Annotated in this window: 17 protein-coding genes; 5 read left to right on the forward strand and 12 right to left on the reverse strand. The window is 65.8% G+C overall.

Annotation, left to right across the window (positions count from 1 at the left end):
* Positions 1–12: 12 nt before the first annotated feature.
* Positions 13–285, reverse strand: coding sequence for a hypothetical protein (locus tag ACEN8U_RS25050; RefSeq protein ID WP_310110511.1), 273 nt, complete (start codon positions 283–285; stop codon positions 13–15).
* 433 nt (positions 286–718) lie between these two features.
* On the opposite strand from ACEN8U_RS25050, the gene ACEN8U_RS25055 reads away from it, so the two are divergent.
* Entirely contained in the window at positions 719–880 is a 162-nt protein-coding gene (locus ACEN8U_RS25055; RefSeq protein ID WP_006051149.1) for a DUF1328 domain-containing protein, read from the forward strand.
* Between the two features lie 225 nt (positions 881–1105).
* Here ACEN8U_RS25055 and ACEN8U_RS25060 read toward each other — a convergent pair whose 3' ends face one another.
* Complete coding sequence (locus ACEN8U_RS25060; protein WP_310110510.1) at positions 1106–2020, reverse strand: LysR substrate-binding domain-containing protein; 915 nt, start codon at positions 2018–2020, stop codon at positions 1106–1108.
* Between the two features lie 112 nt (positions 2021–2132).
* Between ACEN8U_RS25060 and ACEN8U_RS25065 the strand changes: the two genes are divergently transcribed.
* Positions 2133–3023, forward strand: a complete 891-nt coding sequence (locus ACEN8U_RS25065; RefSeq protein ID WP_310110509.1) for an EamA family transporter — start codon at positions 2133–2135, stop codon at positions 3021–3023.
* 16 nt (positions 3024–3039) lie between these two features.
* On the opposite strand, the gene rfbC is transcribed toward ACEN8U_RS25065, so the two are convergent.
* From rfbC to ACEN8U_RS25085, 4 genes are all read right to left on the reverse strand, one after another.
* Positions 3040–3591 carry a dTDP-4-dehydrorhamnose 3,5-epimerase gene (gene rfbC / locus ACEN8U_RS25070; protein WP_013587919.1) on the reverse strand — a complete coding sequence of 184 codons (552 nt, stop codon included), beginning with the start codon at positions 3589–3591 and terminating at the stop codon, positions 3040–3042.
* A 100-nt stretch (positions 3592–3691) separates the two neighbouring features.
* The gene (locus tag ACEN8U_RS25075; RefSeq protein ID WP_310110508.1) at positions 3692–4687 is read right to left on the reverse strand and encodes a GlxA family transcriptional regulator; all 996 of its coding nucleotides are present in this window, start codon (positions 4685–4687) and stop codon (positions 3692–3694) included.
* Between the two features lie 723 nt (positions 4688–5410).
* Positions 5411–11326, reverse strand: coding sequence for an excinuclease ABC subunit UvrA (gene uvrA / locus ACEN8U_RS25080; RefSeq protein ID WP_310110712.1), 5916 nt, complete (start codon positions 11324–11326; stop codon positions 5411–5413).
* A gap of 186 nt (positions 11327–11512) precedes the next feature.
* Complete coding sequence (locus ACEN8U_RS25085; protein WP_310110506.1) at positions 11513–12409, reverse strand: LysR family transcriptional regulator; 897 nt, start codon at positions 12407–12409, stop codon at positions 11513–11515.
* Between the two features lie 127 nt (positions 12410–12536).
* Here ACEN8U_RS25085 and ACEN8U_RS25090 point away from each other — a divergent pair, with 127 nt between their 5' ends.
* Positions 12537–13280: an SDR family oxidoreductase gene (locus tag ACEN8U_RS25090; RefSeq protein ID WP_310110504.1), complete on the forward strand. Its 744-nt coding sequence runs from the start codon at positions 12537–12539 to the stop codon at positions 13278–13280.
* Between the two features lie 239 nt (positions 13281–13519).
* Here the strand turns inward: ACEN8U_RS25090 and ACEN8U_RS25095 are convergent, their stop codons facing one another.
* Complete coding sequence (locus ACEN8U_RS25095) at positions 13520–14086, reverse strand: DUF4142 domain-containing protein (RefSeq protein WP_310110502.1); 567 nt, start codon at positions 14084–14086, stop codon at positions 13520–13522.
* A 404-nt stretch (positions 14087–14490) separates the two neighbouring features.
* Between ACEN8U_RS25095 and ACEN8U_RS25100 the strand changes: the two genes are divergently transcribed.
* On the forward strand, positions 14491–15465 hold the full coding sequence (locus ACEN8U_RS25100) for a chemotaxis protein CheV (RefSeq protein WP_013587913.1): 975 nt from the start codon (positions 14491–14493) through the stop codon (positions 15463–15465).
* Positions 15466–15503: 38 nt separating this feature from the next.
* Here ACEN8U_RS25100 and ACEN8U_RS25105 read toward each other — a convergent pair whose 3' ends face one another.
* The 3 genes from ACEN8U_RS25105 to ACEN8U_RS25115 all read right to left on the reverse strand — a co-directional run bounded on the left by ACEN8U_RS25105 (position 15504) and on the right by ACEN8U_RS25115 (position 18730).
* Positions 15504–16589, reverse strand: coding sequence for an asparaginase (locus ACEN8U_RS25105; protein WP_310110501.1), 1086 nt, complete (start codon positions 16587–16589; stop codon positions 15504–15506).
* Positions 16590–16661: 72 nt separating this feature from the next.
* The gene (locus ACEN8U_RS25110) at positions 16662–17318 is read right to left on the reverse strand and encodes a pyridoxamine 5'-phosphate oxidase family protein (RefSeq protein WP_310110499.1); all 657 of its coding nucleotides are present in this window, start codon (positions 17316–17318) and stop codon (positions 16662–16664) included.
* Positions 17319–17458: 140 nt separating this feature from the next.
* A complete protein-coding gene (locus ACEN8U_RS25115; RefSeq protein WP_310110497.1) occupies positions 17459–18730 on the reverse strand; it encodes an MFS transporter in 1272 nt (423 codons plus the stop codon).
* 297 nt (positions 18731–19027) lie between these two features.
* On the opposite strand from ACEN8U_RS25115, the gene ACEN8U_RS25120 reads away from it, so the two are divergent.
* The gene (locus ACEN8U_RS25120) at positions 19028–21205 is read left to right on the forward strand and encodes a TonB-dependent siderophore receptor (RefSeq protein WP_310110496.1); all 2178 of its coding nucleotides are present in this window, start codon (positions 19028–19030) and stop codon (positions 21203–21205) included.
* Between the two features lie 92 nt (positions 21206–21297).
* On the opposite strand, the gene fhuB is transcribed toward ACEN8U_RS25120, so the two are convergent.
* Both fhuB and ACEN8U_RS25130 read right to left on the reverse strand, forming a co-directional pair.
* Entirely contained in the window at positions 21298–23286 is a 1989-nt protein-coding gene (gene fhuB / locus ACEN8U_RS25125) for a Fe(3+)-hydroxamate ABC transporter permease FhuB (protein WP_310110495.1), read from the reverse strand.
* Positions 23283–24215: an ABC transporter substrate-binding protein gene (locus ACEN8U_RS25130; protein ID WP_310110494.1), complete on the reverse strand. Its 933-nt coding sequence runs from the start codon at positions 24213–24215 to the stop codon at positions 23283–23285. Before ACEN8U_RS25130 ends, fhuB begins: the two co-directional genes overlap by 4 nt.
* Between the last annotated feature and the right edge of the window lie 41 nt (positions 24216–24256).

A 24256-nucleotide genomic window follows, 5' to 3' on the forward strand; every position in this document is an offset into this window, starting at 1 on the left:
CGATACTTCTATTTATTGTTGATTCAACGAATAGACTTTTTCGCCCCGCGCATCACCCGTATTGCGCATATCGCAAACATCATTTGCGCGCAATCCGGCATTTTTGCCCGGTTTGCGCCTGAATTTGATTACGGCGACCAAGCACTTGAAGCATCCGTCTAGCGCGCATTCTGGCGCCTTTGTGAAGCACTTGGCAAGCACGCGCGCCGATTTTTTCACGCCGCTTTTGACGCCGAGCGGCGATTTTGGCTGTTCAAAAATGCGAAATGCTTTAATTTTGGTCAAATTCTGTTAAAGCTTAATTAACCGTTTAATTGGGGAGCCGGCTTGTCGCCGCAGCGCAGCGATTATTGGGTTGCACGCGAAATGTTTTAATCGACGCGTTTATTGGCATCTGCAAACGTTGCCGTCGGTGAAAAGGCGTTGTCTTCCATTGCGTCGTGGATGAGGTGCCGCACTCCTCGACACGCGGTTCCGCCTGCGCGATGCGCCTCAGCAAGCGCCACGCGCGGCGCGGCGCGTTGTTGCGGTCAAACGACAGTCCAAGGCGATCTCCCGGTTCGCTGCTAGCCGGCCACCCCTCCGCCCGCCCGCGCCGCGCATGGGCACAGCTATTGCTCGACTTCGCTCGCCGGCACATCGCTCGCGGAAAGCCATGCGGTGCCGCCCGCGAGTCGCCGTTTAACGTCAATCCAGCAATTCATCGGTGGGAGGCCTCATGCTTCGATACGCAGCAATCTTTTTCGTCATCGCCATCATCGCCGCGGTATTCGGCTTCGGCGGCATCGCCGCCGGCGCGACCGAGATCGCGAAGGTGCTGTTCTTCATCTTCGTGGTGATCTTCCTCGTCACCTTGCTGATGGGCGTGATGCGACGTTGACGACCGCATCGACCGTATAAGCGGAGGAATACCCGCCCCGGCGCGCGTGCGAGTGACCTGTTGCAATAGCTGCCACGGTGTATTGCAATAGTTGCCGCTCGCGCGGCGGGCTTCCCGCAACGCAGCATGTGCGGCGCGTCAGACCTCGTGCCGTTATGGTCGAATGCAACACCGCGACGCTGTCCACACCTCCCGCCGCTGTCTCAGCGCGCCTCTTCCCTCGCGTCATTGCTCCAATTCCACACGCGTCGCGCTCCCGTGCGTGTGCGAAGGCAAGGCAAGATGCAGTTCCTCACAGAGAAAGCCTTGTAACGTCTGCACGGCAGCCGCCTGGGCGCCGGCGACCTCGCGCATGAAGAGGCCGAAGTCCGCGGCGGGCGCATCGGGCAAGCCCTCGGCGCGGCCGAGAATCTTCATGGACTCCGAACGAATATTGCCTTCGAGCAAGACCGATACACCCAACCCCGCTTCCACCGCCGACTGCACCGCCGGCAAGCTGGTGCTCGTGCAGACGATCCGCCAGCCGATGCCCGCGCGGCGCAGCGCCGTGAGCACATGCTGCTGCCACAGGCACGGTCCGCCGAACGCAACGACGGGCAATGCGGCCTCCGCTTCGCGCACATAGCCGCGCGCGCCGACCCAGAAGAGCGGCTGTGTCCATGCAAAGAGCGGCGTGCCGGCGACGAGCGCGGGATCGGCGACCGCCACATCCAGACCGCCGTCCGCGAGTCGCTTTGACAATGCCGTGCTGCTGTCCACGACGATTTCGAGCGCGACACGCGGATAGGCAATAGAGAAGCGCCGCAACGCGCGCGGCAGACGACCCACGGCGATGTCCTCGAGCATGCCGAGCCGCACCGTGCCCGACACCTGCCCCGCGCAGAGCGCTCGGCGTGCATCGGCGCCCGCACCTAGGATCGCGTGCGCATACGGCAGCAGCAGATGACCCGCTTCGGTCAGATGCACGCCGCGTGGCGAACGGTCGAGCAGGCGCTGGCCGAGATCTTCCTCGAGACGGCGCAACTGCATACTCACGGCCGCCTGGGTGCGCGCAAGGCGGCTCGCGGCCACGCCGACCGCTCCCGTCTCGGCCACGGTGACGAAGGTGCGAAGCAGACTGCTGTCGAGGTCACGGGTCATCACGATTCCTGAAGTCGCCATAAGAAATATCAACTTATCTTAGTAGCGAGGGAGCCGATAAGATAGGTGGACGCTTTCACCGCTGCATTTCACCGCTCTACAAAGAGGCACCATGCAGGACACGACGATCAAGTGCGCAGCCGACCCCACTCATGCCGTGGCGAAGCCGGCCAGCGCAGCCGCGGGCGCGGCGTTGCTGTGCCTGTTGTCCATGTCGAGCGTGCAGTTCGGCGCCGCCCTTTCCGCACCGACAATGGCCGTGTACGGTTCGCTCAGCACCACATGGCTGCGTCTTTGCTGGGCCGCGCTCGTGCTCGCCGTGCTGGTGCGCCCGCGCTTTCGCAGCTACTCGCGTGTGCACTGGCTGGCCGCGGGCGCGCTGGGCGCCGCGATGGCCGGCATGACGTTATGTTTTTTCGCGGCGCTGCAGCGCATTCCGCTCGGGTTGGCGGTGGCCATCGACTTTCTCGGTCCGCTGACAGTCGCCACGCTTGCGGTGCGCCGCGCCCGTGCGCTGCTATGGCCGGCGCTCGCCATTGCCGGCGTCGTGCTGCTGTCGCGCGATCACGCCGGCTGGGTCGGCGAGCCCCTCGGCGTCTTGCTGGCATGCGCGGCGGCCTGCGGCTGGGGCAGCTACATCGTGCTGATGAAAAAGACCGGCAAGCTGTTTGCCGGTCTCGAGGGTCTGTCGGTCTCGCTCATTGCGGCGGCGCTCGTTGCCACGCCCTTCGGTCTCGCGGAAAGCGGCCTGCATGTCGCGGCCGGCCAACTCGCTGCCACGGCGGGCCTCGCGATCCTGGTTCCGCTCCTGCCCTACGCGCTGGAAATGGTGGCGCTGCGCCATATGCCGGCCGGATCGTTCGGTATCCTGATGAGTGTGGAGCCGGCCATTGGGGCAGTGGCCGGCTTCATCGTGCTGCATCAGCCGATGGGCGTGTTGCAGACCGCGGGCACGTTGTTCGTGGTCGCCGCGAGTGTCGGCTCGGTGGTGGCGGCGCGTTAGCGCCGGCCCCAGCCCTCTACGGCATGTTCTCCGCTTCGTACAGCCGCCGCCCGGCGGCATCCTTCGCGCCGACAATCGGCTGGAAGTCGATCGGCCATTCAATGCCGATGTCCGGATCGTTCCACACGATGCAGCGCTCGAGCTCCGGAAACCAGTATTCGGTGGCCTTCCACAGGCATTCGGCCACGTCGGACAGCACCACGAAGCCATGCGCGAAGCCTGGCGGCACCCACACCTGCCGATGATTGCCGGCGCTCAGATAAGCGCCGCACCATTTGCCGAAGTTCGGGGAATTGAGCCGCACGTCCACGGCAACGTCGAAGATCTCGCCCACCACGACCTGCAGGAGGCGGCCTTGCGGGCGCTGCACCTGGTAATGCAGGCCGCGCAGCACGCCATGCACCGCGCGCAGATGCCGGTCCTGCACGAAGTCGAATCCGCGTGCGACGTCGTCCACAAACTCGTCCGCGCTGAAGCTCTCGTAACAGAAACCGGATTCGTCGCCAAACACCTCGGGCTCGATGAGTTTCACTTCCGGTAGTGCCGTTGCCAACACCTGGTTGCCCATGCCACTGTGCCCGTAAGAAGCTGCCCGACAAAGACCGATGCCACCGCGGCGCGCGAGTGGCGGTCGTGACGCGCGCCTGCCCGGCAGGCGCGGGTGCATGTCAGAGCTCCGACGCGGCAAGCCGGCTGCGGGCGCGGTACTCGGTGGGCGACAAGGCCATGCGCTTGCGGAAAATCTTCGCGAGACGGTCGCCGTTGCCGGTGCCGCTGCGCCGCGCGATCTTGTCGACCGGCAGTTCGGTCTCGGTCAGGAAGTTGCACGCAATGCGCAGCCGCACCTGCAGCAGATAGTCGGACGGCGTGACGTGCATTTCATGCTTGAAACGCCGCAGGAAATTGCGCTCGCTCATGGCGGCGACCTGAGCCGCGTCCGCAACGGAGACCGGCCGGTCGCAGTTCGCTTCCATCCAGCGCGCCGCCGCGCGAATCTTCTCGGCGACGCTCAACGTCCCGCCCTCCGCGGGCAGCGGCACCCACGTTGCGGCCATGCCCGGCATCACGCGCTCGGCGACGCTGCGCGCGAGTTCGGCGCCGAGATCGCGCTTGATGAACATCAGCGCGCTGCGCGCGCAGTCGTTGCGGTCGTTGGACGCATTCAGAATGGCGTCCGCCGCGCCATGTCCGTAGCGGCCGATCTGCAGCGCCTCGGGATCGCCGGGATTGGCGGCCTCCAGCACGAGCCGCCCTTCGCCGATGGTTTCGATTGCGCGCGTACGCGCCTGCACCGAGCGCAGCCAGCCGAGCAGCCGCTGGTCGCGGGCCGCCTCGTGCGCGCCGTGTCCGCCGGCGATAAACAGAACGTCGAAGCCCGTTCCAAAGCGCGTGTCGATGCGATCGGTCCAGATGCGCGCAGCCGATGAACTGGGCACGCTGCCGCCGTCGAGCGACAGGAACTGCACCTCATAGGGCGGTTCTTCGCCGGGCCGTTTGCCGGCCAGTTCGTTGGCGGTCTGAAACATCTCGACAACCGTGCCCGGGCCTAGCAGCCAGAAGCCGTCGAACAGCAGCACACCAATTCGGCGCGCCGCGGTGCGGACGTTGACGCTCGGCGTATGTAGCCAGGTAACCCTCGCGGAGTCGACGTGAATGTGGGACATGGTCTTCCTCAAAATGTCTACTTGGTTGGACGAGGACGCGCGTTGTCCGACGATATCAGCGAACTGATAATCGCAATTTGACATCGGCAAACGCCGCTTCACGGATTATCAGCGATGTTAGCCGAATGAATCGCATTAGTAAATTTGAAAACAATGGAAATAGCATGCGATTAAAAGTACGACGAAAACTATTCTCATTTGATGCAAGTAATAAATAGCGGTGAGTGGATTTGCAGCGGAAAAACGTACCGCTTCCCGGAACCGGCGCCGTGAGAGCCAAGTCCGGTGCGGCTGCGCGCCTCCCCGGCTGGCGGGCGGTTCACAATGCGATATGCAGTGCGGCACTTGTGCCGCTGATTCGGCGATGCTCAGAAATGTTTCAAAGTTGAACAACCAGGCGCACGACGTTGTCCCTTTTAATTGAATTTCTTATTCGTGAATCCTGAATCGCCCGCATGCTTATTGCCAATGGGGCCTCCCAGATTCAAATGACGGAATTATAGATTTATATCGACTTGTTTTGCGAATCGAAAATGTTTCAGTTGTGAAACATCAAAACGGCATTCGTCCGACTTGAAACCGGTTGAACCTTCAGCGAGCTTTCAGCATCGGTCTGACGATTCGCGTCAGACGCAAAGCGTTCGTGTGAGCCCAAGCAGCGGCAGGCCCGCGTCCCGGATCGGGATGCGGGCCTGCCTTCCTTTACACTCGTAAAGTGGGGCGCTAACCGTGAGTGCCTTCGCCCGGCTCGTCTCGCACGCCGCCGGCTCTGCCCTTCCCGGTGCGTGCGAGCACCGGTTTTAGGGCGACTCCCGTGTGGCTTTCGGGGACGCTGACGATGCCCTCGGGGTCCGTGGCGGCGACGATCGTGCCCCCGCCCACTCCGCCTTCCGGACCCAGGTCGATGATCCAGTCGGCCTCGGCGATCACATCGAGATCGTGCTCGATCACGACGACACTGTGTCCCCCGTCCGTCAGACGGTGCAGCACGCGAATCAGCCTCGCCACGTCCGCCATGTGCAGGCCGACCGTCGGCTCATCCAGTACATACAACGTGTGCGGCGCTTTCTGACCGCGCCGCGTGATGTCGTCGCGGACCTTGCTGAGTTCGGTGACGAGCTTGATGCGCTGCGCCTCGCCGCCCGACAGCGTAGGCGACGGCTGGCCGAGCGTGAGGTAGCCGAGCCCCACGTCCTTCATCAACTGCAGCGGGTGGGCGATGTTGGAAATAGGCGCAAAGAACTCGACGGCCTCGTCGATTTCCATGGTCAACACGTCGCCGATATTCTTGCCGCGCCATGTCACCGCAAGCGTCTCGGGATTGAAGCGCTGCCCGTGGCACACGTCGCACGGCACTTTCACGTCCGGCAAAAAGCTCATGCCGATGGTGCGCACGCCCTGCCCTTCACACGCGGGGCACCGGCCCTCGCCCGTATTGAACGAAAAGCGCGACACGGTGTAGCCGCGCGCCCGCGCCTCCAGCGTGCCGACGAACAGCTTGCGAATAGCGTCCCATACGCCGATGTACGTTGCGGGACACGAGCGCGGTGTCTTGCCGATCGGTGTTTGATCGACTTCGAGCACACGGTCGATGCTTTCCCAGCCCGTGATCGAATCACAGCCTTGCCAGACATGCGTGACGTTCAGCGGCGCACGCGGCGCACTGCGCGCGAGCACGCTGGCACGGCGGTTCGCGGCCGGCTTTTCTTCAGCCGCCGCCGCGCGTGCGCGCCGCGTGGCCGGAGACGACAACACCGAGCGCCCCACCGCGTCGAGCAGATTCGCCATCAGCACGTCGCGCGCGAGCGTGGACTTGCCGGAGCCGCTGACGCCCGTCACCGCGACGAGCCGCGACAGCGGAATGCCGACCGTCACGTTGCGCAGATTGTGCAGCTTGCCGCCGTGCACGGTCAGCCACTTCTCCGGCACCGCCGCCGTGCGCTTGCCGGGCGGGACGACCTTGCGGCGAGGCTGCAGCGGATGCACGATCGGCGTGGCGAGAAACTGCCCGGTCAACGACTCGGGCTGCGCCGACAGATCGGCCACACTGCCTTGCGCGATCAACGTGCCGCCGCGCTTGCCGGCACCCGGCCCGATGTCGATGATGTGATCGGCCCGCCGGATCGTGTCTTCGTCGTGCTCGACCACCACGAGCGTGTTGCCCTTGTCGCCCAGCTTGCGCAGCGCGTTCAGCAGGATCTGGTTGTCGCGCGGATGCAGGCCGATGGTCGGCTCGTCCAGCACATAGCAGACGCCTTGCAGGTTGCTGCCCAATTGCGCGGCCAGCCGGATGCGCTGCGCCTCGCCGCCCGACAGGCTGGGCGCCGCGCGGTCGAGGCTCAGATAGCCGAGCCCGACTTCTTCGAGGAACTGCAAACGGCTGCCGATTTCGCTGACCACGTCGCGCGCAATTTCGGCGTCGCGGCCGGTCATGTGCAAACTGTCGATCCACGCACGCGTGTCCGACACCGTCCATTGCGCGACGTCGGTAATGGCCTGCGCGTCGAACGTGACCGCTCGCGCGGTCGGATTCAGACGCGTGCCCGAGCAGTCCGGACACGGTTCGTCCACGAGACCTTCCGGTTCCTGCTCCTCCGAAGGCAAGCTCTGTTCGCGACCGCGATTGTCGTCGACGACAATCGTGTCGTCATAGGCGGCGCGCTGCTCCCGCGTGAGCGCGAGACCCGTGCCGACGCAGGTGGTGCACCAGCCGTGCTTGCTGTTATAGGAGAACATGCGCGGGTCGAGCTCGGGATAGCTCGTGCCGCACACCGGACACGCTCGTTTCGTGGACAGCACCTTCACGGCGCCGAGCTTCGCGGTGGGCAGGCCGCCGTTCATCGCATCATGCAAACCGTCGAGCGGCGCAAGCAGATGCATCACGCCCTTGCCGATTTCCAGCGTCTGGTCGAGCGCCTCGCGCAGTTGCCCTTCGTTATCCGCCGAGACGATCAGGTCGGCCACCGGTAATTCAATGGTGTGCTCGCGGAAGCGGTCGAGCTTCGGCCACGGGTCGACCGGCACAAACTCGCCGTCCACCCGCAAATGCGTATTGCCGCGCGCTTTCGCCCACTTCGCAAGGTCGGTGTAGACGCCCTTGCGGTTGACGACGAGCGGCGCGAGGAAACCGACGTGCTGCCCCTTATGGTCGCGCAGCAACTGCGCCGCGATCGACTCGACGCTTTGCGACGTGACCGGCGTGCCGTCATGGATGCAATGCTGCAAACCGAGCTTCACATAGAGCAGGCGCAGGAAATGCCATACCTCGGAAGTAGTCGCGACGGTACTCTTGCGGCCGCCGCGCGACAGCCGCTGCTCGATCGCGACGGTCGGCGGAATGCCGTACACGGCGTCGACTTCGGGGCGCCCGGCCGGCTGCACGATGGAGCGCGCGTAAGCATTCAGCGATTCGAGATAGCGGCGCTGCCCTTCGTGGAAAAGAATATCGAACGCGAGCGTGGACTTGCCCGAACCCGACACGCCGGTGATGACGTTGAACTTGCCGTGCGGAATGTCGACGTCCAGCGCTTTCAGGTTGTGCTCGCGCGCATTGACGATGCGCACCACGTCCTCGCCCTCGATGGCGCGCCGCGCCCGTGCCGCGCTCAGCGCCTTCTGCAACGGGATGCCCGGCGAAGCCGCGTTCGCCGGTTCCGCCACCGCGTTCATTGCGCGGTCGTACTGCAGCAGCGCCTCGCCGGTGTGCGATTCCGGACAGGCCTTGACCTCCTCCGGCGTGCCGGCACACAGCACGCGGCCGCCGGCGTCGCCGCCTTCGGGCCCGAGGTCGATGATCCAGTCGGCCGCTCGAATCACGTCGAGGTTGTGTTCGATCACGATCAGCGAATGGCCGCTTGCCAGCAGCTTGCCGAACGCCTGCATCAGCTTCGCGATGTCGTCGAAATGCAGGCCGGTGGTGGGCTCGTCGAACATGAAGAGCCGTTTGGCGACCGCCTGCTTGGCGCCGCGCCCGCTGCGCGCCTGCGCCGATTCGGCGAGAAAGCCCGCTAGCTTGAGCCGCTGCGCTTCGCCGCCGGAAAGCGTGGGCACCGGCTGGCCGAGCTTCACATATTCCAGCCCGACGTCGACGATAGGCTGCAGCACGCGCAAGACGTCCGCGTCGTTCGAGAAGTAGGCGGCAGCCTCGCTGACCGTCAGCTCCAGCACGTCCGCGATGCTCAACGCGCGCGCCGGCGCGCCGCGCTCGATCTTCACTTCGAGCAGTTCCGCCCGATAACGGCGCCCGTCGCAATCCGGACAGCGCAGGTACACGTCGCTCAGAAACTGCATTTCAATGTGTTCGAACCCGGAGCCGCCGCAAGTCGGACAACGGCCGTCGCCCGAGTTGAAGCTGAACATGCCTGGCCCGTAGCCGCGTTGTTGCGCGAGCGGCGCCTTCGCGAAAAGCTTGCGGATTTCGTCGAACGCGCCCACGTAGCTGGCCGGGTTCGACCGCGCGGTCTTGCCGATCGGCGACTGGTCGACGAACACCACGTCCGTGACCTGATCCGCGCCCGTCAAACTGCGGAACGCGCCCGGCGCTTCGGTGGCGAGGCCGAAATGCCGCGCCATGGCCGGGAACAGCACGTCTTGCAGCAGCGTGGACTTGCCCGAGCCCGACACGCCTGTCACGCAGACGAGCCGCTCGAGCGGAATCTCCACCGTAACGTCGCGCAGATTGTGCTCGCTCGCGCCTTCCAGCACGATGCGCGGCGTGCTCGCATCCACGAGGCGCCGCGACCAGTGCGCGGCATCCGCGACATGGCGGCGACCGCCCAGATAGTCGCCGGTCAGCGTGCCCGACGCGCGGATGGACTCCGGCGCACCGTCGAAGATGATCGAGCCGCCCCGCTCGCCCGGGCCCGGCCCCATGTCGATGAGCCGGTCCGCAGCCAGCATGACGGAGGGGTCGTGCTCCACCACCACGAGCGTATTGCCCGCGTCGCGCAGACGATGCATGGCCTCGACGATCCGGTTCAGATCGCGCGGATGCAGGCCGATGCTCGGCTCGTCCAGCACGAAAAGCGTTTTCGTGAGCGAGGTGCCGAGCGCGGTGGTCAGATTGATACGCTGCACTTCGCCGCCCGACAGCGTGCGGCTTTGGCGGTCGAGCGTCAGATAACCGAGCCCGACGTCGCACAAATACTTGAGGCGCGTGCGCACTTCGGCGAGCAGCAGCTTCAGCGCGTCGTCGAGCAACGCGCTCGGCAACGTAATGTCGTCGAAGAAGCGGCGAATGCGCTCGATCGGCATTAGCATCAGGTCGTGCACGGTCAGGCCCGGCAGCGCCTCGAGCTGCGCGCGGTTCCATTCGACGCCGCGCGGCATGAAGCGCGCGGCGGGCCGCAGGACTTCGTCCGCATTCGCCTTGCTGCCGAGCCGCCACAGCAGCGATTCGGTTTTCAGCCGCGCGCCCGCGCAGGTTTCGCATGGCGTGTAGCTGCGGTATTTGGACAGCAGCACGCGGATATGCATCTTGTACGCTTTCGATTCGAGATACTCGAAGAAGCGCTTGACGCCGTACCACTGGCTTTGCCACTTGCCGTTCCAGTCCGGCGAACCGTTGATCACCCAGTCGCGCTCCGCATCCGTCAGTTCGCCCCACGGCGTGCCGCGGCGGATGTCGGCCTTTGCCGCGTAGCGCATCAGATCGTCTTGACACTCCTTCCACGCGGGCGTTTGCATCGGTTTGATCGCGCCGTCGCGCAGCGTCTTGCGCGCGTCCGGAATGACGAGGCCGAGATCGACGCCGATCACGCGGCCGAAGCCGCGACACACGTCGCACGCGCCGTAGGCCGAGTTGAACGAGAACAGTGCCGGCTGCGGATCGGCATAGCGCAAGTCGCTCTCCGGGCTATGCAGCCCCGTCGAGAAGCGCCAGATTTCCGGCTCCGGCTGCTGCGCTTGCGGCGCAAGCGGTGCATCCGCAGCCGGCAGCACGTAGATGTTGACGCGCCCGCCGCCGCGCTTGAGCGACGCCTCGACCGCCTCGATCACCCGCTGCTTGTCGGCCTGGCGCACCCGGAAGCGGTCGGCGACCACGTCGAGCAGTTTGCGCTTGCCGGTTGGCGAATCCACCTCGCGCTGCGCCTGGACGCGGGTGTAGCCGCTTGCCGACAGCCATTGCTCGACTTCCTGTTCGGATGCGGACTCGGGCAACTCCACCGGAAACGTGACGACGAGCCGCGGATCGCTCGCGGCGCTGCGCTCGAGCAACTCCGCGTAGATCGTCTCAGGCGTGTCGTGCCGCACGAGGCGCGCCGTCTTGCGGTCGAACAGCTCGGCCGCGCGCGCGTAGAGCAGCTTCAGGTGATCGTTGAGCTCCGTCATGGTGCCGACGGTGGAGCGCGAACTGCGCACCGGATTGGTCTGGTCGATCGCGATAGCGGGCGGCACGCCGTCCACCCGGTCGACCTGCGGCCGGTCCATACGGTCCAGAAACTGCCGCGCGTACGCGCTAAAGGTCTCGACGTAGCGCCGCTGCCCTTCCGCGTAAAGCGTGTCGAACACAAGGCTCGACTTGCCGGAACCGGACGGACCGGTCACGACCGTCATTTCGCCGGTTTTCACGTCGAGATCGACGTTCTTCAGGTTGTGCTGGCGAGCGCCGCGAATCTTGATAATGCCGTTGGCTGACAATTTTTCGACCGTCTGAATGAGTGGGCCACCTCTCACGGACGCCTCGCGACCGCGCAAGTTCGGTGAAACGGAGCGGCGGCTTGGACGCCACGGCCCGCGTGCAGTTGAACACTATACTGTATATCTATACAGTTTTGCACCCGCCGCACCTGCGAAAATCCGCAGTTGCGCTGCGCGCCGCCGCGCTCACGCCGTCTGCGCGGTTTCGAAGATATCGCGCAGCCACTGCGCAAACACACGCACGCGCGACGACAGTTGCCGGTTCTGCGGATACAGCACCGACACAGGGAGCGGCGGCGGCGGGAAGTCCGCCAGAATGATCTTGAGCCGCCCGCTCGCCAGCTCGTCGCGCACGCGGTAGCGCGGCACCTGAACGATTCCGAGGCCGGCGACCGCCGAGCCGGTGTAAAGCTCGACGCCGGTGACCGAAACCACGCCCGGCAGCAGCATCGGCGTGTTGCGTCCTTCCATGCTGAATTCGAGCGGCACCGGCTTGCCCGTCGCGCTCGACACGTAGTTGACGGCACGGTGCCGGGCAAGCGCATGCGGATCGGCCGGCTCGCCGTACTGTTCGAGATACGCGGGGCTCGCCACCGTGACTTGCGGCAGTTGCGCGACGCGCCGCCCCACCATCGACGAATCTTGCAGGTTGCCCGCGCGCAGCACGCAGTCGACGCCCTCGCGCACGAGGTCGACGAGCCGGTCGTCCTCGCCGATGATCAGCTCGATGCCCGGATAGCGCGCCAGAAACGCCGGCAAGGCCGGCACGATGAAGTGCCGCGCGAGCGTGCCTTGCAGGTTGGCCCGCAACAGCCCCTTCGGCGCAAGGTTCGAGAACGAACCTTCGGCCTCCTCCAGATCGGCGATCAGCCGCACGCAGCGGCCGTAGTACGCCTGTCCGTCCGGCGTGAGGCGCACCGTGCGCGTGGTGCGCGCGAGGAGGCGCGCGCCGAGCCGCTCCTCCATGCGCTTGACGAGATTCGTGACGGTGGCGCGCGGTATCTGCAGATCGTCGGACGCGCGCGTGAAGCTCTGGCGCTCGGCGACCCGGACGAAAACACGCATTTCCTCAAAACGATCCATGTGCGGTCAGTCCTTGGCGGATGATTGTTAAAGCGATTGGAACGATGATCGTCGTTTTCATCAGATTATCTCAGAAGCGAAAGACTCCATCATTTCCTCACCGACTCAACGCGCCAAGGAACACACCATGAACACGAATCGACATGCTCAGATCGCTATCGTCACCGGCGCCTCGCGCGGCATCGGCGCGGCCATTGCACGGCGCCTCTCGAACGAAGGTTTTGCCGTCGTCGTCAACTATGCGGCGAGCGCTAGCGAAGCCGATGCGCTCGTCGCGGAGCTGAACGCCGCCGGCGGCCGGGCGATCGCCGTGAAGGCCGACGTCTCCAAAGCCGCCGACGTGCGCCGCCTGTTCGAGACAGCCGAGCAGCAACTGGGAAAGATTGACGTGCTCGTCAACAATGCCGGCGTGATCAAGCCGACGCCGCTCGCCGACACGAGCGACGAACTCTACGACCGCGCGTTCGACATCAACGTGCGCGGTACCTTCAACACGCTGCGCGAAGCGGCGGCCCGCATGAACGACGGCGGCCGCATCGTCAACTTTTCGAGCACGACGCTCGCGCTGAACCTGCCCGGCTATGCGATCTACAACGCGACGAAGGCGTCGGTGGAGGCATTCACGCATGTGTTCGCGAAAGAGCTGCGCGGGCGCAACATCACAGTGAACGCGGTGGCGCCGGGACCGGTCGCGACGTCGCTCTTCTTCGACGGCAAGACCGAGGCGCAGATCCAGCACTTCGCGAAGATGCCGCCGCTCGAGCGTCTCGGACAACCGGAGGACATTGCTTCAGTGGTGGCGTTTGTCGTCAGTTCGCAGGCCGGCTGGGTGAACGGCCAGGTGTTGCGCGCAAACGGCGGGCTGGCTTGAGCGACCCCGGGCGGCCGGGCGTTGGTTCGGCCACCGGGGCACGGCAGAGAACCAACGCGTCGAACCGCGGGTGCGCGCCGCCCGTTCAGACCGGACGCAGGTTGCGTTTGGCAAATCCTTCCTGATGCCAGATGCGCGGTACCTGGAACAGCTTTGCGCGCGAATGGCGGGGCGTGTCGTTGCGCCGATCTTGGGCGCGCCGCGCCGCTCGACGGGCGGCGCCGCCCGCGCGCCCGACTTTACTGCGCGGCAGCCGGCAGATGCTTGCGTTTAGCCAGTTCCTGCGCCATCGCGTAATGCTCCTGAATGGTCGGCAGCGCCTTTCTCGCCGCATCCTTCAGTTGCGGATCGCGGCCCGAAGCGATTTCCGCCTGGAACGCCGACAGCGCCTTCTGCTCGCCCGCGAGCGCGACCTGTTCGATATAGGTCCTGTCGAACTCGGCACCGCGCAAGTTGTTGATGCTCGCGAGCACGGCGCTGTCGGGGTCGTTCTTCGGCACGTCGACGCCACGCGGGCTCGCCGCGCGCAGCGAGTCCGAAATCCTCGCGTTATCGGCCGAAACGCGTTCGGCGAAGGCCTTCACGTCGCGGTCGGTCGAACGCGAGGTCGCGATGCGGGCCGCGTCGCGCTGCGTGGCCACGGCCTGGGTGCCCTCGGCGATGAACGTCTGGTCGGCGGCATGCAGACGGCCTGCTTCCGGCGCGGCAGGGGTCGCCGTCTGAGCGGTGGCGGTCGTGGCCGAAGCGGCGAGCAGCAGGCCGGCCATGCGGGCACTCGAAAGGATGGCGAGAGGCAAGCGGATCATAGTTTCTCCTTGGAATGGAAGCGAAACAGCGACGGTGAAGGACGCGAGGCGCGGCCGCCTTGCAGGCAACTTACACACCATTGATATACCGCTGCGCGCCCGATGCACGGCGCGTGGCGCGCGTTTTTTTCGTCTGGAAAATTCTAGGAGCGGGCCTTCGCACCATGTGATACGACGCTGTCGCTTGTGTAACGTTAGGTAACCTTCACACGAATGACGCCGCGTTCTGCATGCGAATGAATCGGGGATTTGACCTGCGACTGGACCCACACCCAGGGATTGCCAGCAGAAAACCGGCGCGGCGCTGAATTTTTCGGCAGCGGCGCCGATAACAGAAAGTAAGAAGCGCGCCAGGCATCCACGAACGCACGCGCGCCCCCGCACCGCAATTCCGGAGAGATTCGATGGCAGCAGATAACCGCTCGCACGACGAACGCACCAACCTGACCAGTTCCAATAAATTCGAGCTGCTGCTGTACCGGCTGGGCTCGGTGCCCGGCAGCGACGCGCACGAGCTTTACGGCATCAACGTGTTCAAGGTGCGCGAAATTTCGACCATGCCGCCCGTCACGCCGATCGCCGGCTCGTCGCCTTTCGTGATGGGCGCGGTCGACATTCGCGGGCAGATCATTCCCGTGATCGACCTGCCGCGGCTGATGGGCTGCGAGCCCACGCGCGGGCTGAATATTCTGCTCGTGACAGAATTCGCGCGCTCCACGCAGGCGTTCGCTGTCGAAGAAGTCGACGACATCGTGCGGCTCGAGTGGAATCAGGTGCTCTCGGCGGAAGGCGCGGCAGGCGGCAATCTCGTCACGAGCATTGCGCGGATCGACGGCAATACCGGCGACTCGCGGCTCGCGCAGGTGATCGACGTCGAGCAGGTGTTACGCGACGTGTTCCCGTCGCAGCATCCGAGCGTGGACCCGACGTCGGTCGGCGATGCGCTCGGCATCCGCCCGGGCGCGAAGATTCTCGCCGCCGACGACTCGGGCTTCGCCCGCAAGCTGATTGAGCAGGCGTTGACCGCGATCGGCGCGGAGTTCGTCATGACCAAGACCGGCGAAGAGGCCTGGCAGACCTTGCAGCAGGTCGCCGACGAAGCGCAGTCCAACGGCGCACGCGTAAAGGACAGCATCGCGCTCGTGCTGACCGACCTCGAAATGCCCGAGATGGACGGCTTCATGTTGACCCGTCAGATCAAGGCCGACGAGCGGACCCGGGACATTCCGGTGATCATCCATTCGTCGCTGACGGGTGCGGCCAACGAAGCGCATGTGAAGAACGCCGGCGCCAACGGCTACGTCGCGAAGTTCCAGGCGGGCGAACTGGCGCACGCTATCCGCACGGCGCTGATGTCGGCCAGCGAAGCCGCGGCCTGACGCGCCCGCGGGATAATTGCTCGCGCGCCGGCGGGGGTTTATTGTGGCGCGGCGAGCGTAACGGAAAGCGCCAGCCGGCTCGTCGCGACGCCCATTGTGTTGAGCATGGTGGGCGCGCGAAATGCGTCCAGCTTCGCTCGCTGCGCAGCGCTGCCGATTTCGAGCAGCGAGAGCAACTCGGCCATCACCGCATACAGCACGCTGACGTTGCCGTCCTCGACTTTTACGGCGATGCCTAGCGCGCCCTTCTCTGTAGTGTGGGCCGCGGTCTGCTCCGACGCGCGCACGCCGATCGCATAACTGCCATCCGCGCCGACCTTGCCGACCAGCGCGCCCTCGAACGCGTTCATCAAAACCGTGCAGAAGCGGCCCTCGCCCGCGACGAGTTCCGGATAAGCGGTCATCGCTCGATAGATGCGCGCAAGCGCCGCTGTGCGTGAAGTGGCCGGCGCAAGGGCCGGCTGCGACGCGAGTTCGTCCTGGGCGGCCGCGAGCTTCACGAAGAGGCGCGCGAGACGGTCCAGGGGAAATGCGGGCGTGGGCAGATTGCATCCGTCGGTCGCCCATTGCACACCCTCGTCGGGCAGGTCGCAGACGTGGGCAACCGTATGCTTTACGCGTACCTGCAACGGGGGGTCCGGTTGTTCATAACCGCTCAGCGCGGCGCCGATCGAACGCGCGCCGGCAAGCATGCCGGCGTGCTTGCCCGAACAGTTGCTGCACACGGCACCGGGCTTGAAATCGCGCTTGATCCAGCCGACGTACACCGCCTCGGAGAGCGGTGGATGGCCGCCGCAGCGAAGATCCGCTTCGCTTGCCTGCGCCTTCGCGAGCATCTGACGCGCCCGTTCGATGTGACGCGGCTCGCTGCTGTGCGAGCCGCACATGAGCGCGAGGTCCGCCTCGTCAAAGCCGAAACGCTCCAACGCGCCCGTTTCCAGCACCGCCAGCGCTTGCGCCGGCTTCGCGGCTGAACGTGCCAACGTAACGCGCGACGGATCGCCGAACGCATAGAGCAGACGCCCGGTTGCATCCACCACCGCAACATGCGCGCGGTGTGTGTTCTCAAGCGAATTGCCGCGATAGACGGTCGCCGCGATCGGCCCGGCAGGGTGCATGCTCATGCGTTCTCCTCGTGTTCCGCGAATCGTTGTGCCCGCAACGAGATGTTGCGCGTCACGATTCTACGTAACCGTTCAGCGCCGATCAATTGCACCCGCATCGCCGGGCTTGCGTTTGACCTCGGCCAGCTGAGCCTCCAGTTCCTCGATACGCTCATCGCGCTCCTTCAACGCGGCGGCGACATCGGCTGCGTCGAAACGTTGCGGAATATGCTTCGGGCAATTGACGTCCCACGCGCGCACTGTCATCACGATCACGCGTTCGCCGCGCGCCTTGTAACCTTCGGGCATCAGCTTCGCGAGCAGCGCGGGATCGTCGTCGATCACGCGCGCCTCGCCCCATATCTTGATGCGCCGCCGATGCGCGTAGTCGACCAGAAACAGATGCGCCTTCGGGTTGTCCGCCAGATTGCCGGCGGTCACGTACTGCCGGTTGCCGGCGAAATCGGCAAAGGCAATGGTGTGATCGTCGAGCACGCGCAGAAAACCGGCCGGCCCGCCGCGATGCTGGATATACGGCTGCCCTTCCGAGCTGACCGTGGCGAGAAACACGCTGGTCTGCTGCTCGATGAAACGCGCGACGTCGGGCGTAAGCCGCGTCTGCCAGCCGTGCTCTTCCTCCATGCGCGCATAGGCGTCGCGCGAGCCATGGCGGCTTTGCCATGCCTTGACCGTCGGCGTAAAGGCAATATCGCTAGGGTAAGCCGGCGGCTGTGATGCGAGGCTTGTCATGAAACGGCTCCTTGGCGGGCTGTCCCGCAGGTAACGCGCTCAACGTTACGCGCCCGCGCTCCGGCGCAGAAGCCTGCTTTTGCGAGAAGCAGGTTCTCGTCGCATGAGAGAAGCGGGCTCCGCCAAGCCTCGCGCACTTCCTAGGCGCTCGCCGCGAGTTCCTCTTCGCGCTCCAGCGAACGCGTGTTCCTCAATTCCGGGAAGAGCTTCATCCACAGCAAGGCGACCGTGATCGTCGCGATGCCGCCCACCAGCACGGCCGTGCGCGCGCCCCACCAGCCCGCCGTGACACCGGATTCGAATTCGCCCAATTGATTCGATGTCCCAATGAAAAGCGAATTGACGGCACTCACGCGCCCGAGCATGTCGTCGGGCGTGCGCAGTTGCACCAGCGACAGACGCACGACCACGCTGATCGTGTCCGACGCGCCCAGCGCCATCAACGCAAGCAGCGAAACGATGAACTGATGCGACATGCCGAACACGAGCGTCGCCACGCCGAACGAGATGACGCCGCCGAACATCGCCGCGCCCGGCCGGTTGCGCAGCGGGAAATGCGCGAGCCAGATGGTGCCGGCGAGCGCGCCGATCGCGGTGCCCGAGCGCAACAGGCCGAGCCCGAGCGGCCCCGTATGCAGGATGTCACGCGCGAACACGGGCAGGAGCGCGGTGGCGCCGCCGAACAGCACGGCAAACAGATCGAGCGACAAGGCTCCCAGTATCACGGGCTCCTTGCGAATGAAGGCGATGCCGGAGAACACCGATTCCAGCGTCACGGGGGCGCGGCTCGCCGGCTTCGCGCGCAGCGGAATGCCCCACACGGCCGTGGCCGCGGCGGCGAACGACAACGTGCAAGCAAGATAGGCGGCGCCCGGCCCGATGCCGTAAAGCAGGCCGCCGAGCGCCGGGCCGGCGATCTGTGCCGTCTGGTTCGCCGACGTTGCCCACGCCGTCGCTTTGGGCAATTGCCCGCGCGGCACGACGCCAGGCAGGAGCGACGCGACCGCCGGCGACTCGAACGCACGCGCCGCACCGACGCATGCCGCCAGCACATAGATGACCGGCGCGCTGATCCATCCGCCGAAGGTGCCGCACGCAAACAGCAAGGCAGCGACGCTTTCGAGGCTTTGACAAACCGCCGCGATGCGCCGACGGTCATAGCGGTCCGCAAAGTGACCCACGACGAGCGTCAGCAAAAACATCGGCAGGAATTGCGCGAGTCCCACGAGGCCGAGCGCGAACGCGCTGTGCGTGAGCGCGTAGATGTGCCAGCCCATCGCGACCGCGAGCATCTGGAACGACAGCGACGAGAGAATGCGCGTGCACCAGAAGCGCTGAAACGCCGGTTGCTTCGGCAGGCTGAGCGTGGCGGAATCGAGCGCGTCGGCGGGATCGTCGGAATGAGCGGGCATCGAGGTGGTGACGTAGAGGTGGCTGGCGTGGGCGGCAGCTAGTTTAGAGCAACCGTGCCTCGCCTGCTCGCGCGGTGGCCGCCCGCTGAGCGCGCGCCCGTCACCGTTGATTACGGGCAGGCAATGGCAGGCACCGCGGACGCCAGCCGCCACGGCGCACATGGTCAACTCCGGTTCACCTTTCTTTCATTTGATAATCATTCTCATTTACATTATGCTCTCGCATCCTTAATAAGAACTCACGTCGTGGATCTTCCCCGCTAGTCGGGTGCGGGTGCCGCGTCGTCCGAACCATTCATGCGCTTCGTCAAAACTTCCGCGCCGCCAGGCCGCGCTCGCCGTTCCGGCATCCGCTTTCCTCTTTCGATGTTGATGTACATGGCGACCGCGCCCGCCGCACTCGCCGCCGCCTCGTCCGACGGCGCGACGGGCGTCCAGTCCGCCCCCACCGCCGCAGCCGCGACAGAACTGCCGGCCGTCGCCGTGCACGCCGCCCCGCTCGCCGATCCGACGGCCGGCTACCGGCCGCGCACGAGCGAAACGTCGAGCGGCGTCGCAACGAAAATCAGCGACATTCCGCAGTCCGTCGCGGTGGTCAGCTCGAGCGTGATGCAGGACCAGCAGGCGCGCACGCTCGACGACGTGCTCGGCAACGTGAGCGGCGTCACGCAGACGAACACGCTCGGCGGAACGCGCGATGCGTTCATCAAGCGCGGTTTCGGCTCGAACGACGACGGCTCGATTCTCGTCGACGGCATGCGCTCGACGACGCTTCACCACTACCTCGCGACGATCGACCGCGTGGAAGTCCTCAAGGGCCCCGCGTCGCTCCTCTACGGCATTCAGGAGCCCGGCGGCGTCATCAATCTGATCACGCACAAGCCGGAAGACACCTTCCACGGCTCGGTCTCGGCGAACTACACGAGCCATCGCGGCAGCGGTACGAGCTTCGACCTGACCGGGCCGGTCGGCGCGCCCGGCGAGGTCGCGGGCGGCACGCTGGCGTTTCGCCTCACGGGCGAATACAACACCGCGCGCTACTGGCGCAGCTTCGGACGTCAGCGCGACGCGCTGATCGCGCCGTCGCTGTCGTGGCACGACGCGAATACGTCGATCGACGTGAGCTATCAGTACGCCGATTACACGACGCCGTTCGACCGCGGCACGGTGCTCGTGAACGGTCATCCCGACGATGCGCTGCGCTATACGCGCTACGAGGAACCCTGGGCGCAGAGTTCCGGCGAACAGGAAACGCTGCGCGCGAAAATCGAACATCGCTTTTCCGACGAATGGCGCGTGCGCGCAACTTACGGATGGAGCCGCGACCGCTACAACCAGTACATCACGCGCGCGACGGCGTTCAACAGCATGACCGGCATCATGAGCCGCACCTCGGATGCCAACCTGCAGCGCAACGATTCGGACGAGATTGCGACGGTCGGCGCGATCGGCAATCTGAACCTCGAGGGCATGCGTCATGAGCTGTACGTGGGCGGCGAGTACGAACGCCAGCGCAGCTTTCGCGGCGACACGATTCGCGGCAAGGCGGTGTCCGGCTTCGATCTGTTCGCCCCCGTGTACGGCAGGCTCGCGCCGGGCGGCATGCCGAGCGCGACGCAAAGCGACAGTCTCTCGAAGGTTCACACGTATTCGGTGGTGACGCAGGACACGGTTCATCTGACCGACAGACTGATCGCCGTCGGCGGCGTGCGCTGGGAGAACTGGCAGCAACTGTCGGGCGTGGGCCGCCCGTTCGTCGTCGCCGATCACTCGCATGGACAGGTGTGGCTGCCGCAATTCGGCCTCGTCTACCGGATGACGCCCGCGCTTTCCGCCTACGCGAACTTCAGCAAGTCGTTCGTGCCGAACGTCGCCACTCAGGTCAGCGAGCCGCTCGCGCCGGAATGTGGGCGCGTCTATGAAACGGGCCTCAAGTTCGACGCGCACGGCATCACCGGCACGCTCGCCGTTTATCAGATCGACAAGCAGAACGTCGCGGTCACTGTCGGCGATACGACGGAGACGGTCGGCAGCGCGAGGTCGCGCGGTATCGAGCTCGATGTCGCCGGACGGCTCACGCAGCATGTGAGCGTGATCGGCAGCTATGCGTACACCAACGCGACGGACCGCGACAACGGTACCCGTCTCATGAATGCGGCGCGCCATACGGGCAGCCTCTTCGCTGTCTACGACACGATGCTGCCGTATCTGCCGGGGCAATGGCGCTTCGGCGGCGGAGCACGGCTCGTGAGCCAGCGGCCCGGCGATACGGCGAACAGCTTCACGCTGCCGGGCTATGTCGTTGCCGATGTGTTTGCCGCTTACGACACGAAGATCGGCAAGATCCCGACGCATGTGCAACTGAACGTGAAAAACGTGTTCGACAAAACGTACTATCCGTCGAGCAACAGCAATCTGATTATCGCGGTCGGGGAATCGCGGCTCGTGATGTTGAATACGAGTTTTTCGTTTTGAATGTTGAGTGTTGCGTGGCGAGCGAGGGCCGCCACGCGGCCCTCACTCTCACGCTGGCCGCTGCTGCGCCGAAGGCTTACCGCAGAGTCTCATCACCGCCGCAACAACCACATCAAATACGGCCCGCCCAGAAGCGTCGCAATCACGCCCGCCGGCATCTGCTGCGGAAAAATCATGTTCCGCCCGACCCAGTCGGACAGCACCATCAGCAAGCCGCCAATCAGCGCCGCCACGAGCATCTGCGAACGCGCGCGCGCAAACCCCAGGAGCCGCGCGAGATGCGGCGCCATCAGGCCGACAAACGACATGGGGCCGATCACCACCGTCGCGCCCGCCGTCAGTATCGCGGCAAGCACGAGCAGCGTCAGGCGCGCGCGCTGCGCGCCAACACCGAGCGCATCGGCCACGTTGGTGCCGAGCGGCAGGATTTCCAGCCAGCGCGCGGCCAGATACGCGACGCACACCGCGACGACCGTGCATGCGCCGACCGCGATTGCCGTCGCGGGCACGATCAGGTAGGTCGAGCCGTACTGCAGCGGACGCAACAGGTTCGCATACGCGCCGCCGCTCGCCGTCGCGAGCATGACGACCGCCTGCGAGAATGCACTGATAGCGATGCCCGCGAGCAGCACGTGCTCCGGCGCGAAACCGCTGCGGCGGCCCAACGCGACGATCGTCACGAGACAGATCAGCGCGCCCGCCGACGATCCCGCGAGCAACACCGGCGTGGACGGCGCAGCCGCCGCCACCGCCGCGGCCAGCATGCCGAGCATCGCGCCGCCGCTCACGCCGAGCAGATCGGGACTCGCCATCGGATTGCCGGTGACCCGCTGCAGGATTGTGCCGGCCAGCGCTACCATGACACCGGCACCGAGCGAGGCGACGAGCCGCGGCACGCGCCAGAACCAGACGCCGCTCCATTGCTGCGCGCCGCTCCATTGCCAGCCGTGCAGCGTCATTGAAAAACACAGCGACACGACAACCGCAGCGACGAGCAGGCCGCCCAGCAGCAGTGCGGGCACCGTCAATGCGCGACGGGGCGGCGCGCTGTCAGCGGACGCGGGACGCGGCGCCTCGATATGCACGCGGCGCAGCATCCACAGCAGCAGCGGGCCGCCGCAGAGCGCGACCGCGGCGCCGGTCGGCAGCAATTCGCCGAGGACGCTGGGCAAGCTCTGCACCGCCTGGTCTGCGATGGCGAGCAGCAGCGCGCCCACGAGCGGCGCCCACAGCAACTGGTCGCGCACGCGGCGGGCGCCCATCAGACGCGCGAGCACCGGGCCGCCCAAACCAATGAAGCCGATCACGCCCACCGCACTCGCCACGAACGCGCTCAACGTCACGGCGACGCCGAGCGCGAGAGGCCGCGTCCATTTGAGCGACATGCCGAGCTGGCTCGCGCTGCCGTCGTCGAGTGAGAACAGCGTGAGCGGGCGCACCAGCAGCGCCGCGGCAATCCCGCAGACCAGCACGCGCGGCAGCAGCCAGACGACGTTTGCCCAACCGTTCTGCACGAGCGAGCCGCCGCCCCAGATGAACACCGCCGTGAGCGAACGCTCAAATACGATAGTTAGGATAACGGATAATGCCCCGCAGTACAGATTGACGATCATCCCCGCCAGCACGATAGAGACCGCGGCGAAGCCCTTGCGCCACGTCATCGTCATGGTGGCGACCATCGCGAGCCCGGCACCCGCCACCGCGACGGTGAAGCGCATGTCCGCGGCGAGCGCGGGCGCGGTCACCGCGGCGATCGTCAACGCCAGATAGGCGCCCGCCGACACGCCGAGCGTCAGCGGCTCGGCCAGCGGATTGCGCAGCACCTGCTGGAACACCACGCCCGCCAGCGACAGCGCCGCGCCGGCGATCAGCGCGATGGCGAAGCGCGGCAGCCAGCCATAACGCACGACGAGTTGCGGCAGCGAGGCGTCCGTGCCGGACAGCAGCGCGCCTCGCCATTGTGCGACAGGCAGCCGCGCCGACAGCGTGTGATAAACGAGCCACACCGCCAGCGCCAGCAGCAGCGCGGGCAGCCGCCAGGCGCGCGGCGCGGCGGCCACAGTCATCGTCGAGCGGTTCATTGCGTGACTCCTTGAAGCGCTGTGGCGAGGCTGTCGGCGAAACGCATCGACGCAACCATCCCGCCGAGCGCCGGCAGCGGGCCGATGTTCCGCACGCGGTTTTGGCTCACGAACGGCAACGCGTTCCACAGCGGGCTTCGCGCGAGTTGCGCGGCGACACCGGGCGGCAGGCCGATGGTGACGACTTGCGCATCCGCCTGTTGCGCGAGCGCGCCGAGGTCTGCTTCGGTCATGCCTTGTGGGTCGGCGATCCCCTGCCACGCGTTGCGGATTCCGAGCGCGCCGAGCACGCCGCCAAAGAGGCTGTTGTTGCCGAACACGGCGATATGCCGGTCGTCGATCGGACGCAGTAAATAGACGGGGCGCCTCGTCGCACGAAAATCCGCGAGACGCCCGGACGCCGCGACCAGATTCGCCGCGGCTTGCGCGAACAGCGCATCGGCTGCGGCGTCGCGGCCGAGCGCAGCGGCGAGCGTGCGCGTGGCGTCCCGAACTGCCGGATACACGTCGATGCCGGGACCGAACAGCTGGACCGTCAGCGTGGGCGCAATCCGCTCAAGCAACGCGCGCAGCGGCGCGTGCCATGGCGTGATGACGATGAGCTCGGGCTGCAGCGCCGCAAGTACCTCGAAATTCGGCTGATACAGCAAGCCGGTATCGACAACCTGCGGCGGCAAGGCCGGCACGCCGTCGAGCTTCGCATACCACGAGGGACGCGAAACGCCGACGGGCACCACGCCGAGCGACAGCACGACTTCCGTCAAAGGCCAGTCGAGCACGACGACGCGCGTGGGCGGCTCCTTCGCTGTACCGTCAGCCGCGCCGTCAGCCGCGCCGACCGCGGCGCGTGCGAATGGCGCGAGCGCTACCGCGCTCAAACCGGCAAGTGCGAGGCGTCGCTTGTGGCGAACCGCGACATGTGCCGTCATGAGGATGCGAGCCGCATGCAAAGCGTCCGCCGCTTGCGCAT

Source organism: Paraburkholderia phenoliruptrix, from assembly GCF_047325075.1.
Taxonomy (GTDB): Bacteria; Pseudomonadota; Gammaproteobacteria; order Burkholderiales; family Burkholderiaceae; genus Paraburkholderia; species Paraburkholderia phenoliruptrix.